Consider the following 13,441-nt stretch of genomic DNA (forward strand, 5'->3'; position numbering starts at 1 on the left):
GGACCGAGCATGATCTATGAGCTTCTCCACCCGATCGTGACCCCGCTGGCCACGTTCATCTGGCGGCCCGAGGTGGTCGGCCGGGAGAACATGCCGATGGAGGGGCCGGTCGTGCTGGCCAGCAACCACCGGTCGTTCACCGACAGCCTGGTGATCCCGCTCACCTCGCCCCGGCAGGTGGCCTTCCTCGCCAAGTCGGAGTACTTCACCGGAACCGGGGTGAAGGGGTGGATCAGCCGCGAGTGGTTCGAGGGGGTCGGCTCCATCCCGGTGGACCGGAACGACACCCGGGCTGCGCAGCAGTCCCTGGACCTGGCGCTGGAGCACCTGCGTGCAGGGGGTGCCTTCGGCATCTACCCGGAGGGGACCCGCTCGCGTGACGGCCGCCTCTACCGGGGACGGACCGGTGTCGCGTGGCTGGCTCTCGAGGCCGGGTGCCCGATCGTCCCCGTCGGCCTGCAGGGGACCCAGGACATCCAGCCTGTGGGGTCACGCTTCCCCCGGCGGGCCAAGGTCCGGGTCGAGTTCGGCGCCCCCATCCCGGTGGCCGGCCGCTTCGAGGGCGTCCCCCAGGGACGGGCCCGTCGCGAGCTCACCGACGAGGTGATGGAGGCGATCCTGGCGATGTCCGGCCAGGAGTGGGCCGGGGAGTACAACCAGCGTCCCCCGGACACCGCCGCCTGACCCCACCCTGACCGACCCTGACCGACCGGACGTCCCGAAGTGCCCGACCGGGCGTCCCCAAGTGCTCATCCGGACGTCTCGGAATGCCCGACCGGACGTCTCGTCGTGCCCGCTAGGACGTGTGGACAGGCATCGGCAGGATGTCACTCTCAGCGGCGCAGCACGAGTCTTCGGGTGCGTCGAACGCGCCCGCGCCGCCGCAGACACCGGTCTCGGGAAGGACCAGCTCCACCCGTTCGGCGGCCTCCCGGTCCCCGGCCACCGCCGCGACGATGCTCCTCACCTGCTCGAAACCGGTGAGCGCCAGGAACGAGGGTGCCCGGCCGTAGGACTTCATCCCGGCCAGGAAGAACCCCGGCTCCGGGTGAGCCAGCTCGGTCGCGCCGTGCGGATAGACGGTGCCGCAGGAGTGGAGGTTGGGGTCGATCAGGGGAGCCAGTGCGGTCGGGGCCTGCAGCACCGGGTCCAGGCCCAGGCGCAGCTCTCCGACGACCGTGTGGTCAGGACGGAAGCCGGTGACCGCGATGATCTCGTCGATGCCACCGACCTGCTGGCCATCCACCGAGGTCAGGGTCAGCGACCCGTCCGCGGCGGTCCCCACCCCGGTGGTCCGGAAGCCGGTCACCGTGCGGACCACCCCGGACCCGGCGACCCGCCGCGCCTGGTCACCGAGGGTGCCCCGGGCGACAAGCTGGTCGTCCGTGCCCCCGCCGAAGCTGCCGGACGCCGAGGCGCGCCGGACCAGCCAGCTGACCCGCGTGCCGGGCTCCGAGTCCGCCAGCGCACCGAGCTCGGCCAGGACCGTCTGCGCCGAGGCGCCGGTGCCGGCCAGGGCGACGTGTCGCCCGGCATACCTGTTGCGGGTCGCGACGTCGCGCAGGTCGGGGACGCGGTAGCTGATCCGTCGCGCCGCCTCATGCTCTCCGAGTGCCGGAAGGCCGTCGGTGCCCAAGGGGTTGGGGGTGGCCCACGTGCCGCCCGCGTCGATGACCGCGCGCGCGGTGAGGCGTTCGGTCGCGCCGGCGGTGGTCACCAGAACGGTGAACGGGGCCTCGAGGCGACCGTCGTCGACCAGCCGGTCCCTGCCCTGGCGACTGACTCCGGTGACGCGGGCGCCGTAGTGGACCTGGGCGTGGTCGGTCGCGTCCAGCGCGTCCGCCAGCGGCTGCAGGTAGCGCGCGGCCCAGTCCGCCCCGCTCGGGTATGCGGTCGGCTCGGGCGGTTCCCACCCGCACCCGACGAGCAGGGTGGCGGCGACCGGGTCGATGACCTCGGACCACGGCGAGAACAGCCGCACATGCGCCCATTCGAGGACCGACGATGCGGCCTGCGGCCCGGCTTCGAGGACGACGACGTCAAGGCCACGGGACACGGCATGGGCCGCGGCGCTCAGACCGATCGGTCCGGCTCCGATGACGACCAGGGGTGGGGTGGACACAGAACTCCTTCGCTAGGGATGCCGAACCATCATGACATCGATCGATGTCGATGCAAGGGGGTGCTAGGTCGGAGCACAGCGCGCGCCCGGTGGGTGCACAGCGCGCGCCCGGTGGGTGCACGACGCGCGCCCGGTGCGGGTATGGGGGTCGTGCCGCCTACAGTGGTCTGTTGTGTACGAAGGCGTGGTCCAGGACCTGATCGACGAGCTCGGCCGTCTCCCCGGCGTGGGTCCCAAGGGGGCTCAGCGGATCGCCTTCCACCTGCTCGCGGCGGACCCCGACGACATCACCCGGCTCTCCGCGGCGTTGCTGCAGATCCGGGAGAAGGTGCGCTTCTGCGACGTCTGCGGCAACGTCGCCGAGGCAGAACGGTGCCGGATCTGCCTGGACCCGCGGCGCGACCCGACGATGATCTGCGTGGTCGAGCAGAGCCAGGACGTCGCGGCCATCGAGCGGACCCGCGAGTTCCGCGGCCGCTACCACGTGCTCGGCGGAGCCATCAACCCGATCGGCGGCGTCGGACCGGACGACCTGCGGGTCCGGGAGCTGGTCGCCCGGCTCGCCGACGAGCAGGTCGCCGAGGTCATCCTCGCCACCGACCCCAACCTCGAGGGCGAGGCGACGGCCACCTACCTGGCCCGTCTCCTGCAACCCTACGACGGGGTCCGGGTCAGCCGACTGGCCTCCGGGCTGCCCGTCGGCGGCGACCTCGAGTATGCCGACGAGGTCACCCTCGGGCGCGCTTTCGAGGGGCGCCGGGTCATCTCGACGAGCTGAGCCGCAGGTCAGGGTGCCATGCGACAGCCGCCGGGCGCGGCGGGTGGGATGGGCCTAGGGTGGCGGCCATGAGCGATGTCGCCGAGCAGGACTGGGGCCCGTCGGCCCGGGAGATGCAGGACGAGGTATCCGCCTACTTCCTGAGCCTGGAGGAGGTCGCCTCGGGGGACGCAGCGGAGTCCGCTCTGCCGTTGCTGCTGCTCTCGGTCGGCCAGCTGTGCTCGGCCGGCGCCCGTCTCGGTGCTCTCGTCGACGTCGTGCCCACCGAGCGCTTCGAGCCGGACGCCGGGCCGGACGCCGACCTGGAGCGGATCCGTGAGGCGCTGCGAGAGCTGCTCGGCGGGTTGGACGCCTACGTCGACCTGGAGGATCCGGTCCTCACCGGCGAGGTCACCGGGGGCTCGCTGTCCGACGACCTAGTGGCGGTCGCCGCGGACCTGTCCCACGGGCAGGTGCACTCGCTCGCCGGACGACCCACCGAGGCGATGTGGTGGTGGCAGTTCAGCTACCTGTCGTCCTGGGGTGAGCGGGCGGCCTCGGCCCTGCGGGTGCTGCATACGCTGCTGGCTCACGTGCGTCTGGACGCCGACGACGAGCAGGTGATGGAGGCACAGCTCGCTGCGCTGGCCCCCAGGCCGTAGACGACCTGGACTCCCGCGCGCCACCTCACGCGTGCGGGGGCGGTTCCTGGGGGAGCGTGGTCTCGTCGGAGGTGGCCGGGTCCAGTACCCCGAGCCGCTGCGGGTCCGAGGTGTCGGTGCCCTCGGCAAAAGTGTGGCCGGAGAGCACTGCGGCGCGGGAGATGGCGATGGCCCCCACGACGGAGGTCAGCAGCTGCAGGCCGATGGCCAGGGCCGCCTTGGCCAGGGTCACCCAGGAGAGGTCCTGCAGGGCGACACCGAGCACGAGGAAGGAGATCCCGACACCGGCGGCCGTGCCGATGGCGGAGGTCCGGGTGAACAGGTCGGGCAGGCGCAACAGCCCGATCGCGGCGACCACGAAGATCGCGGCACCCAGCAGGATGAAGGCCTGACCGACGATGATGACGACGTTCATCGCGCCCCCCTGGTCAGGGCCCGGGCCAGGGAGACCGCGGCCAGGAAGGCAACCAGGGTTGCCACGATGATCAGGTCCAGGGTGCCGGTGCTGAGCAGTCGGGCACCGGTCACCGCGACCAGTCCGATCACCGAGAACGTGAGCAGGTCGGCGGCGACCGCGCGGTCGGCGGGGGTGGGGCCGGCCCAGATCCGGAAGCCGCTGCAGGCCACCGCGAAGACCAGTGCGGCAGTGGCGATCATGAGGACCATCTAGGGCTTCCTTCCTCGTCCCGGGAAGGCGCTCAGCATCCGAGCCTCCATCTCGTGAAGGGACTCCAGTGCCTCCTCGTTGCTCTCGTGCTGCATGGAGTGGACCAGCAGGTAGCGCTCCCCATCCTCGTGCACCACCCCGACGGTCAAGGTGCCGGGGGTGAGTGTGATGAGCCCCCCGAAGAAGGCCACCTGCCAGTCCGAGCGGCCCGCCAGGGGTACCTGCACCACCCGGAGCGGGGGGCGCATACGAGGGGTGAGGATGGTCACCAGCACGGAGCCGGCCGAGGAGAGCAGGGCGTAGAGGTACCACCCGACGAAGCCGGGGAGCCGGGCCAGGGAGGCGAACGTCATCGCAGCACCTCCTGCACGTAGCTGCTGGTGTCGAGCAGTCCGGCGGCCGCGGTGCTGGACAGGCCGTACAGCAGCTCACCTCCGATGCCCAGCGACAGGGTGAGCAGGGCCAGCGCCGCGCCGGGCAGCACCAGTGGCAGCGGCACTCGGACGCGACGTGCGGCACGGATACGAGCCGAGGGCTTGTCCTCCTCGTCGCTGCGGCTGGAGGCGAAGACCGCGTCCCAGATCTTCAGCATCGACATCAGGGTGACCAAGCTGACCATGAGGGCCGCCACCGCCACCCACAGGTGTCCTGCCTCGACCGTCGCCACGATCAGGGTCAGCTTGGCGACGAAGCCGGAGAACGGGGGCAGGCCTGCCAGCGACAGCGCTGCCATCAGGAAGCTTGCCGCGATGAGCGGCTCACGCCGGATGCGTGCCTTGAGCTCGGCGAGGCGGTTGGTGCCGTAGTGCTCCTCGATCGCACCGGTCGAGAGGAACAGCGAGGCCTTGACGATCATGTGGTGCAGCAGGTAAAAGATTCCGGCCGCCAGGCCGGCCGGGGTGAACAGTGCCACCCCGAGCAGGATGTAGCCGATCTGGCTCACCATGTGGAAGGCCAGGATCGACCGGGTGGTGTCCTCACCGACCGCACCCAGCACGCCCACCACCATCGTGAGAGTAAAGGCGACCAGACCGATCCACAGGTAGCGGCTGTCACCGTCGAAGACCACGGCGTAGATGCGGTAGATCGCGTAGATGGCGACCTTGGTGTGCAGACCGGAGAAGAGTGCCGTGATCGCCGGGGAGGTGGAGGGGTATGCCCGTGCCAGCCAGCCGTGGGTCGGCACCACCGCGGCCTTCATGCACAGAGCCGCCAGCGCCAGGCCCGCCCCGGCACCGACCAGGGTGTCCTGGGCGCCCATCCCGGCCAGCTCGGCCAGGTTAACCGTGCCCGCCGCACCGTAGACGAGGGCCACCCCGGCCAGGAAGACGGTGGAGACGAAGAGGTTGAAGGCCACGTAGAGCTTGGACCCCGTGTGCGCCTGTGCCGTCCCCGAGCGGCGCCGCGCCAGGATGAGCAGCCCGTAGGAGGGCAGCAGCATGACCTCGATGAAGACGAAGAGGTTGAACAGGTCCCCCGTCAGCAGCGCCCCGTTGACCCCGGCGACGAGGGCGAGCACCAAGGGGGTGAACAGACGCACCCTGCCGGTGCGGGTGGCCAGCGCGAACGCCGAGCAGGCCACTGCCAGGATTCCGGTCACCGTGAGCATCAGCGCGGCGAGCAGGTCGGCGACGAAGGGGATGGCGATGCCACCCTGCCAGCCGCCGACCCCGTGCGCCAGGACCGCCCCGTCCCGCAGGTGCCAGACCAGAGCCAGCGCGGCCAGCAGCTGGGCGACCAGGGTCACCATCAGCAGCACCCGTGGCCACCGTGCGTGCTCTCCCGCGGCCGCGGTGATGCCCGCCACGGTGAGCGGCACCGCGACGAAGAAGGGAAGCAGGATCTCAAGGGTCACCGCGGCGTCTCCGTCCCGGCGCCGGACGCGTCCGGCTCGTGGTCGTCCTCGCCGGCGGGGCCGCTGTGGCTCCGGCCGGTGACGGTCAGCGACAGCATGTAGATCGTGATCGCGAAGGCGATCACGATGGCGGTCAGCACGAACGCCTGGGGCAGCGCGTCGGCGGTCACCGCCGGGTCGGGGTCGGACCCCAGCGGCTCGCCCCGGCGGTCGGTGCCACCTGCGCTGAACAGCAGCAGGTTGACGGCGTGGCTGGCCAGCACGAAGCCGAGGATGACCCGCATGAAGTCACGCTGCATCAGCAGGTAGACGGCTCCGGCGGTGAGCGCGCCGATGATCAGGGCGAGGGCCATCAGTGCTTCACCTCCGTTGCGTCGGCGCGGGTGTCCTCGTCCCGGTCCGTCGCCCCCCGTGGCTCGACCCGCCCGAGCAGGCGGAGGGCGGCCAGGATGACGCCGAGCACCCCGAGGTAGACACCCACGTCGAAGATGAGGGCCGTCGTCAGGTGCTGTCCGCCCAGGTAGGCGTGCAGGGGACGCAGGAACGAGCCGTCGGCGAGGCCGAGGAAGCCGCTGCCCACCGCCACCAGGATCCCGGCGCCGGAGATGAGCAGGTACGGCAGCCGCATCCAGCGGGACTCCTCGTCGGCGGCGGACAAGTAGGCCAGGGCCAGCGCCGAGGCACCGATGAGGGCTCCGATGAAGCCACCACCGGGGGCGTTGTGGCCACGCAGCAGCACGTAGAACGAGCCGATCAGCATGACCGGCTGCAGGACCCGGCCGCTCACACCGAGGAAGATCGCGTTGCTGACGGGGTCGGTCAGCGAGGAGCGCCGGATCGGCTGCGCCGGGCGGTCGGCCAGCGGGCGGGCGTTGACCAGGGCGTAGATCGACAGCGCCGCGATCGCCAGCACCACGAGCTCGCCGAAGGTGTCCAGCGCGCGGTAGTCCACGAGGATGGTGTTGACGACGTTGGTGCCGCCGGTGTCCTCCTCGGCGTTGACCAGGAAGTACTCGCCCGCCGGGGACAGGCCGCGGTGACCGGTGAAGGTGAGCGCGGCCAGGGTCGCTGCCGCACCTGCCCCGAGGGCCACAGCGACCCCCCCGACCCTGCGGGCGCGCCCCGGGGTCTGGGTGAACCGTCGTCCGAGCCGGTTCAGCACCAGCACCATGATCACGACGGTGAGGATCTCGACCAGGAGCTGGGTGAGCGCCACGTCCGCCGCGCCGAGGGAGTAGAAGGCCAGGGCCACTGCGAAGCCGACGATGCCGACGGCGATGACGGCCGTCAGCCGCGACCGGGTGGTGACGACGACCGCGAGCCCGCCGACGATGACGGCGAGGAGCACCACGTCGAACCACACGGTGGGGCTGTGCTGGGGCATACCGGTCCACAGCAGGGGAAGGAACACGGCCGACAGTGCGAGCCCTACCGCGGGCACGGCGATGTGGCGGGCTGGGGAGTCGGTGCGAGTCAGGTTGCCGACGCGACGCCCCAGGTCGACCACGCCGGTCTGGAAGCTCTGCACCACACCGATGGCCGTGAACGGCAGGATCTGGCGTTCCCACGCCTCCAGGTTGCGGTGGACCACGACGCTCAGGGCGAGCCCGAGGACGATGGCGGTGATGGACAGGAGCAGCGGTGCGTTCACGCCGTGCCACAGCGCCAGGTAAGGCAGGTCGGCCGCGCTGGTGCCTGATGCGGCAGCGGCCGACTGGGCGGCGACGTCGTCGATCAGCCCGAGGCCCAGCCCGAGGACGAAGCCGCCCAGCGCGGTGATCGCGATGGCGAGCATCAGGGGGAAGGCGCCTTCGCGGTGGGGCTCGCTGGTCCGTTGCCCGGGGAGGGTGTTGAAGATCATGTGTGCGCTGTAGCCGACGGTGAAGACCGCGCCCAGCGTGACGATGCCGGCGAGCAGCCAGCCGGTGGGCTCCTCGAGCATCGACTCGAGCATCAGCTCCTTGCTGACGAAGCCCAGCGCCGGGGCGATCCCCGCCATGCTGACCGAGGCGAGGACGATCATCGCCGAGTCCCACGGGGTGGACCGGGCCAGCCCCCACAGATCGTTGATGTTCCTGCTGCCGAACCGCTTCTCGAGCAGCCCGATGTGCATGAAGGCGGCGGCCTTGAACATCGCGTGGGCGACCACGTGGACGCTGGCGGCGAGCAGGGCCAGTGGCGTGCCCACCCCGATGACTGCGACCAGCAGGCCGAGCTGGCTGACGGTGGAGTAGGCCAGCAGCGACTTGAGGTCGTGCTGCTGGAGCGCGAAGACCCCGCCCATCACGGTCGTGATGAGCCCGACGGTGATCAGCAGCGGCGACCAGATGGGGGAGTGCGAGGCCGGGGCCGAGAAGAGCAGCAGGAGGAAGATGCCTGCCTTCACCATGGCCGCCGCGTGCAGGTAGGCGCTGACCGGTGCCGGCGCGACCATCGCGTCGGGAAGCCAGGCGTGGAAGGGGAACTGGGCGGACTTGGTCATCGCGGCAATGGCGACCAGCACGGCGACCACGCCGGCGAAGAACGGATCCTGGCTCCAGGCGGGGTCGGCCAACGCGCTGGTCAGGTGGGTGGTGCCGGTGGTCGCCACGATCATCGCCACGGCCCCGAGCAGGCACAGCCCACCTCCGGCGGTGACCACCAGGGTGCGGGTGGCCGGTCCCACCGCCTCGGGGGAGGAGCGCAGGATGAGCAGGTAGGAGCACAGCGTGGTGAGCTCCCAGGCCACGAACAGCACGATCAGGTCGTCTGCGAGCACCAGCAGCATCATCGCCGCTGCGAAGAAGGTCATCAGGGTGTAGAAGGCGACCGGCCGCTTCTCCTTGAGGTAGCCGCTGGAGTAGATCATCACGACGGCACCGATGATCAGGACGACCAACGAGAAGAGGAACGACAGACCGTCCAGGCGCAGCCGGAGGGCGATGTCGGCACTGGGGATCCACGGCAGCGACTGGGTCGTCGTCTGCCCCGGGGTGTGCAGCGACCACAGCCCCCCGGCGCAGGCCAGCAGACCAGCGGCCAGCACCCAACCGGCTGACTTACCCATGAACCGGGCGAGCACGGGGGCTGCGAGGACGACCAGAGCCACTGCACCGAGAAGGAGTGCGAGCGACACGGTGATCTGACCTTTCTGCTGGGCGAACCCGGAGGTCGTCACACTATCAACGGGAGGGTCTGCTCCCGTCCACGTGCGCGGTGCGACGGTGCACCTCCAGGGCGAGACGCCGGCCGTGGCTGCAGAGGGAGCGGGTCCACCCGGACGACAGAAGGACCCTCGACCATCGGTGACGGTCAGGGCCCTTCTGGATCTCTGGTCGGGGTGACAGGATTTGAACCTGCGACCTCTTCGTCCCGAACGAAGCGCGCTACCAAGCTGCGCCACACCCCGTGGCTCTGCGACGGGCCCTCAGGGGCCCTGCGCAGCGTCCTCGAGGATAGCCCACCGAGGGGAGTGCGCCGAAATCCGCCTCGTCAGGGTCGACCGGTGGCAGCGGTCAGCGTGAGCAGCGTCGCACCGGGTCGGCAGCAGAACCGGAACGGGGTGTACGGGTTGCCGCCCAGGCCCGCCGAGACGTGCAGCCAGGCGGCGCCCTCGGGGGCCTCGCCCGACGACTTACCGCCCGCTCCGGGCCACCAGCGGGAGAGCCCGGACGCCCGCGAGGTGTCCAGGTCGCAGTTGGTGACCAGCGCGCCGTAGCCCGGCACCCGCAGCTGTCCGCCGTGGGTGTGCCCGGCGATGAGCAGCCGGGCCCCGTCGGCGGTCATCGGGTCCAGCACCCGGCGGTAGGGCGCGTGGGTCACCCCGACGGTCAGGTCGGCACCAGGGTCGGCCGGCGCGGAGACGGCCGGGTAGTCGTCCAGCCCCAGGTGGGCGTCGTCGGTGCCGACGAGCTCCAGCACCGAACCAGCGACCTCGATCCGCGTCCGGTGGTGGGTCAGGTCGACCCAGCCCTGCGCCCGCAGGCCGTCCACCAGGTCCTGGGTGGGCAGCCGCTGCGGCGTCAGCTCAGCGCCCTTGCGGTGGCTGTCGTCCAGGTAGCGCAGCGGGTTCTTGCGCGTCGGCGGGTAGTAGTCGTTCGAGCCGAGCACGAAGACCCCCGGCCGGTCGAGAAGCCGCCCGTAGGTCGCCAGCGCGGCGGGGACCGCGTCCATCGCGGCGAGGTGGTCACCGGTGTGCACGACCAGGTCCGGCTGCAGGTCCGCCAGCGAGCCCACCCAGGCACGCTTGCGTCGCTGGTCCGGCACCAGGTGCAGGTCGGACAGGTGCAGCACGGTGATAGGGGAGGAGCCGGTGGTCAGGCAGGGCACCGTGACCCGGCGCAGCGCGAACCACCTCGGCTCCACCCAGGTCGCGTACGCCGCCGCCGCTGCACCCAGCGCAGCCGTCGCGGCCAGGGTGCGCCCGAGAGTGCTCATCGCCAGGGTCAGGCGGAGAGCGCCTGCTTGACGGCCGCTGCGACCCGTCCGCCCTCGGCGCGACCGGCGATCCGGGGCTGCAGGACCTTCATCACCTGACCCATGGCGCGCAGGTCGGTGGCACCGGTCTCGGCCACCGCCTCACCGGCCATGGTGGCGAGCTCGGCGTCGGACAGCTGCACCGGCAGGTATGCCTCGAGCACGGCCAGCTCGGCCACCTCCTGGGCGGCCAGCTCGGGGCGGTCGGCACCGGTGTAGGCCTCGGCGGCCTCGCGGCGCTTCTTCGCCTCCTTGGTGATGACCCGCAGCACGTCCTCGTCGCTGAGCTCGCGCTGCGTCGTGCCGGCGACCTCCTCGGTGGTGACCGCGGTGAGCGCCATCCGGAGGGTGCCGGCCCGCACCTTGTCCCGGGCCCGCATGGCGTCGGTGAGGTCACGCTGGAGGGTGGCCTTCAGGCCGGTCTGCTCGGTCATGCCGACCAGTCTCTCACCGGTCGCCGCCTCCACCGGGTCGGGCCGCGGCCTGGGCCTGGGGGCCGGTGGACACGTGCAGGGTGACCGGGTCCGAGGTGATCACCGAGGAGCCGACACCGGGGGTGGTGAAGACCACCGTGCCCTCGTCCTCGTTGGACACGACCCGGGTGATGCTGCCGGTCAGACCGGCGTCCTCCAGGCGCTCCTGGGCCTCCTGAGCCTCCAGCCCCACGACCCGCGGGATGGTCACCCGTCGGCCGTCGAGGATCTCCTGGGAGGGGTCCTGCCAGTCCTCGACGTCCATCCCCTCCGAGGCCAGGTCCATGATCGTCTTCCAGGTCGGTGCGGCCAGCGACGAGCCGTAGAGCGGACCCTCGATGGTGCGGTCGCCGACGGTGATGTCGGCGAGCTCCCCGCCGTAGCGGGCACCGCCGGGGATGTTGCCGACGAAGACGGCGGTCGACAGCTGCGGGGTGAAGCCCGCGAACCAGGTGTGCGTCGAGTTGTTGTTGGTGCCGGTCTTGCCCGCGGCCGGACGCTCACCGTCCAGCACCGCCTGCCAGCCGGAACCGCCCGGGCCGATGACGCCCTCGAGGAGCTCGACGGCGCCGAGGGCGACGTCCTCCTCGACGACCCGCTCGCACTCCGGCAGCTCCAGCGGGAGCTCCTCGCCGTCCGGTCCGGTGATGCCGGTGACCGGCACCGGGGGGCAGTAGACGCCGCCCGAGGCGAAGGTGGCGTAGGAGGCGGCGATCGTCAGCGGGCTGGCGGTGTCGGCGCCGAGCACCAACGACGGGGCCAGGGTCGTCTCCGCGTTGCCCGGGTCCTGCCCGTAGTCGTTGCCGTTGGAGGCGTGCAGCCCCATCTCGGTCATCGTCTCGGCGATGTCGCAGGTGCCGACCTGGGAGGCCAGGGTGGCGAAGGCGGTGTTCACCGACTGGGCGGAGGCGGTCCGCAGGTCGATGTCGGGCTGGTGGTTCTCGTCGGAGGAGTTGCGCACGGTCCAGTGGTCCTCACCGATCGTGCACCCCTCCTCGAAGTCGTCCCGGAAGAAGACGCCGGCCGGGAAGACCTCGTCAGACGGCGGGTACGACTCGGGCCGGTTCTCCGGGTCCTCGAGCCACACGTTGCCGTAGGTGCTGTCCTCCGGCTCGCGGACGCTCAGCTCGGCCTCCACCGGGACGCCCTTCTCCAACGCCTCGACCAGGGTGTATGCCTTCGCCACCGAGCCGATCTCCATGCCACCGGGGCCGCCGTACTGGTTGTCGACGTTCCAGTTCACCGAGGTGGTCCGGACCTTGTCGTTGCTCTCCTCGAAGGAGTACTCGCTGGACTGGTTGAAGGCCAGGATCTTCCCGGTGCCAGGCTCCACCGTGGTGGCGGCCGAGCCCAGGTAGTACGGGTTGTCCCGGGGGGTGGCCGCACGCAGCGTCTCCCCGATCTCGGTGGACAGGTCCACGTCCAGGGTGGTGTTCACCGTCAGGCCACCGGTGGTGAGGTTCTCCAGCCGCTCGTCGCGGGTCTTGCCCAGCACCGGCTGCTCCAGCAGCCACTCGGTGACGTAGTCGCAGAAGTACGGGTTGCGCGAGCGCAGGCAGGAACGCTGGCTGTCGGTGACCTCCAGCATGTCCGCGACCTCGAGGGCGACGGCCTCCTCGTGCTCCGCCTCGGTGATCATCTCCAGCTCCAGCATCTTGGCCAGCACCAGGTCGCGCCGGGCCTGCGCGGCCTCGGGGTCGGCGACCGGGTTGGTGGTGCTGGGCGAGCGCACGATGCCGGCGAGGGTGGCCGACTGGGCGGGGGTGAGGTCGGCGGCGTCCACGTTGAAGTAGTGCCGGGCGGCGGCCTGCACGCCGTAGACCCGGTCGCCGTAGAACGCCAGGTTGAGATAGCCGACGAGGATCTCGTCCTTGGTGAGCCGCTCCTCGAGGGTGATCGCGTACTTCAGCTCGCGGAGCTTGCGCACGTAGCCCTCGATGCCGGCCCGGGCCTGCGCGTCCTGCGCGGCCTCCGTGTTGCCGTCCTTGAGGGCCTGCTCGGTGAGGGCGAGCTTGATGTACTGCTGGGTCAGCGTCGAACCGCCCTGGGTGGTGTCGGTGGTGGTGTTCTGGACGACGGCGCGGGCCAGCGCCTCGATGTCGGCACCACCGTGGTCGAAGAAGCGCTCGTCCTCGATGGCGACCTGCGCGTCCTTCATGTTCTGGCTGATCTCGTCGCTGTTAACGATGATTCGGTTCTGCTGGGCCGGGGTGGCCAGGATGGTGCCATCCGAGGCCAGGATGCGGGACTGCTCTGCCAGCGGGTTCTGCTCGAGGTCGCCGGGCAGGCGCTCGAACATGCCCACGCCCTCCCGCGCGGCCAGTCCCGAGGCCCCTACCACCGGGGCCAGCAGGCCGGCGCCGATGACCCCCATCAGCACCGAGACGGCGAGGAAGACCCCGAGCAGCGAGGTCACCCGGGCGACGGTCAGAGCAGAACGCATTCCACCA

General features: G+C 71.0%; 13 protein-coding genes and 1 tRNA gene. 3 read left to right on the forward strand and 11 right to left on the reverse strand.

Going from position 1 to position 13,441, the window contains the following annotated elements:
* Positions 1–9: 9 nt before the first annotated feature.
* Positions 10–684 (forward strand): lysophospholipid acyltransferase family protein, encoded by a 675-nt coding sequence (locus ACI3EY_RS02985; protein WP_405035633.1) that lies wholly within the window; start codon positions 10–12, stop codon positions 682–684.
* A gap of 112 nt (positions 685–796) precedes the next feature.
* Here the strand turns inward: ACI3EY_RS02985 and ACI3EY_RS02990 are convergent, their stop codons facing one another.
* Positions 797–2,122, reverse strand: a complete 1,326-nt coding sequence (locus tag ACI3EY_RS02990; protein WP_405039371.1) for an FAD-dependent oxidoreductase — start codon at positions 2,120–2,122, stop codon at positions 797–799.
* A gap of 172 nt (positions 2,123–2,294) precedes the next feature.
* On the opposite strand from ACI3EY_RS02990, the gene recR reads away from it, so the two are divergent.
* Positions 2,295–2,900, forward strand: a complete 606-nt coding sequence (recR, locus tag ACI3EY_RS02995) for a recombination mediator RecR (RefSeq protein ID WP_405035635.1) — start codon at positions 2,295–2,297, stop codon at positions 2,898–2,900.
* Positions 2,901–2,968: 68 nt separating this feature from the next.
* The gene (locus ACI3EY_RS03000; protein ID WP_405035636.1) at positions 2,969–3,541 is read left to right on the forward strand and encodes a DUF5063 domain-containing protein; all 573 of its coding nucleotides are present in this window, start codon (positions 2,969–2,971) and stop codon (positions 3,539–3,541) included.
* 25 nt (positions 3,542–3,566) lie between these two features.
* On the opposite strand, the gene ACI3EY_RS03005 is transcribed toward ACI3EY_RS03000, so the two are convergent.
* The 10 genes from ACI3EY_RS03005 to ACI3EY_RS03050 all read right to left on the reverse strand — a co-directional run bounded on the left by ACI3EY_RS03005 (position 3,567) and on the right by ACI3EY_RS03050 (position 13,434).
* Positions 3,567–3,956, reverse strand: a complete 390-nt coding sequence (locus ACI3EY_RS03005) for a cation:proton antiporter (protein WP_405039372.1) — start codon at positions 3,954–3,956, stop codon at positions 3,567–3,569.
* Positions 3,953–4,207 carry an MrpF/PhaF family protein gene (locus tag ACI3EY_RS03010; RefSeq protein ID WP_405035638.1) on the reverse strand — a complete coding sequence of 85 codons (255 nt, stop codon included), beginning with the start codon at positions 4,205–4,207 and terminating at the stop codon, positions 3,953–3,955. The genes ACI3EY_RS03005 and ACI3EY_RS03010 overlap by 4 nt, the downstream gene beginning before the upstream one ends.
* Entirely contained in the window at positions 4,208–4,561 is a 354-nt protein-coding gene (locus ACI3EY_RS03015) for a Na+/H+ antiporter subunit E (RefSeq protein WP_405035639.1), read from the reverse strand.
* Positions 4,558–6,063: a monovalent cation/H+ antiporter subunit D family protein gene (locus tag ACI3EY_RS03020; RefSeq protein WP_405039373.1), complete on the reverse strand. Its 1,506-nt coding sequence runs from the start codon at positions 6,061–6,063 to the stop codon at positions 4,558–4,560. The genes ACI3EY_RS03015 and ACI3EY_RS03020 overlap by 4 nt, the downstream gene beginning before the upstream one ends.
* Positions 6,060–6,416 (reverse strand): sodium:proton antiporter, encoded by a 357-nt coding sequence (locus tag ACI3EY_RS03025; RefSeq protein WP_405035641.1) that lies wholly within the window; start codon positions 6,414–6,416, stop codon positions 6,060–6,062. The genes ACI3EY_RS03020 and ACI3EY_RS03025 overlap by 4 nt, the downstream gene beginning before the upstream one ends.
* Positions 6,416–9,220, reverse strand: a complete 2,805-nt coding sequence (gene mbhE / locus ACI3EY_RS03030) for a hydrogen gas-evolving membrane-bound hydrogenase subunit E (RefSeq protein ID WP_405039374.1) — start codon at positions 9,218–9,220, stop codon at positions 6,416–6,418. Before mbhE ends, ACI3EY_RS03025 begins: the two co-directional genes overlap by 1 nt.
* 154 nt (positions 9,221–9,374) lie before the next feature.
* Positions 9,375–9,451, reverse strand: a tRNA-Pro gene (locus tag ACI3EY_RS03035).
* Positions 9,452–9,534: 83 nt separating this feature from the next.
* The gene (locus ACI3EY_RS03040; RefSeq protein WP_405035653.1) at positions 9,535–10,479 is read right to left on the reverse strand and encodes a metallophosphoesterase; all 945 of its coding nucleotides are present in this window, start codon (positions 10,477–10,479) and stop codon (positions 9,535–9,537) included.
* A gap of 8 nt (positions 10,480–10,487) precedes the next feature.
* On the reverse strand, positions 10,488–10,952 hold the full coding sequence (locus ACI3EY_RS03045; RefSeq protein ID WP_405039375.1) for a GatB/YqeY domain-containing protein: 465 nt from the start codon (positions 10,950–10,952) through the stop codon (positions 10,488–10,490).
* A 13-nt stretch (positions 10,953–10,965) separates the two neighbouring features.
* Positions 10,966–13,434, reverse strand: a complete 2,469-nt coding sequence (locus ACI3EY_RS03050; RefSeq protein WP_405039376.1) for a transglycosylase domain-containing protein — start codon at positions 13,432–13,434, stop codon at positions 10,966–10,968.
* Positions 13,435–13,441: the final 7 nt, after the last annotated feature.

Origin of the sequence: Serinicoccus shuyuelongi (assembly GCF_045032955.1) — a bacterium.
GTDB lineage: Bacteria > Actinomycetota > Actinomycetes > Actinomycetales > Dermatophilaceae > Ornithinicoccus.

Excerpts from the sequence above, each read along its gene's own strand:
- ACI3EY_RS03010 (WP_405035638.1), bottom strand. The coding sequence starts at position 4,207 with ATGGTCCTCATGATCGCCACTGCCGCACTGGTCTTCGCGGTGGCCTGC.
- ACI3EY_RS03045 (WP_405039375.1), bottom strand. The coding sequence starts at position 10,952 with ATGACCGAGCAGACCGGCCTGAAGGCCACCCTCCAGCGTGACCTCACC.
- ACI3EY_RS03015 (WP_405035639.1), bottom strand. The coding sequence starts at position 4,561 with ATGACGTTCGCCTCCCTGGCCCGGCTCCCCGGCTTCGTCGGGTGGTAC.
- ACI3EY_RS03000 (WP_405035636.1), top strand. The coding sequence starts at position 2,969 with ATGAGCGATGTCGCCGAGCAGGACTGGGGCCCGTCGGCCCGGGAGATG.
- ACI3EY_RS03005 (WP_405039372.1), bottom strand. The coding sequence starts at position 3,956 with ATGAACGTCGTCATCATCGTCGGTCAGGCCTTCATCCTGCTGGGTGCC.
- ACI3EY_RS03050 (WP_405039376.1), bottom strand. The coding sequence starts at position 13,434 with ATGCGTTCTGCTCTGACCGTCGCCCGGGTGACCTCGCTGCTCGGGGTC.
- ACI3EY_RS02985 (WP_405035633.1), top strand. The coding sequence starts at position 10 with ATGATCTATGAGCTTCTCCACCCGATCGTGACCCCGCTGGCCACGTTC.
- ACI3EY_RS03040 (WP_405035653.1), bottom strand. The coding sequence starts at position 10,479 with ATGAGCACTCTCGGGCGCACCCTGGCCGCGACGGCTGCGCTGGGTGCA.
- ACI3EY_RS03025 (WP_405035641.1), bottom strand. The coding sequence starts at position 6,416 with ATGGCCCTCGCCCTGATCATCGGCGCGCTCACCGCCGGAGCCGTCTAC.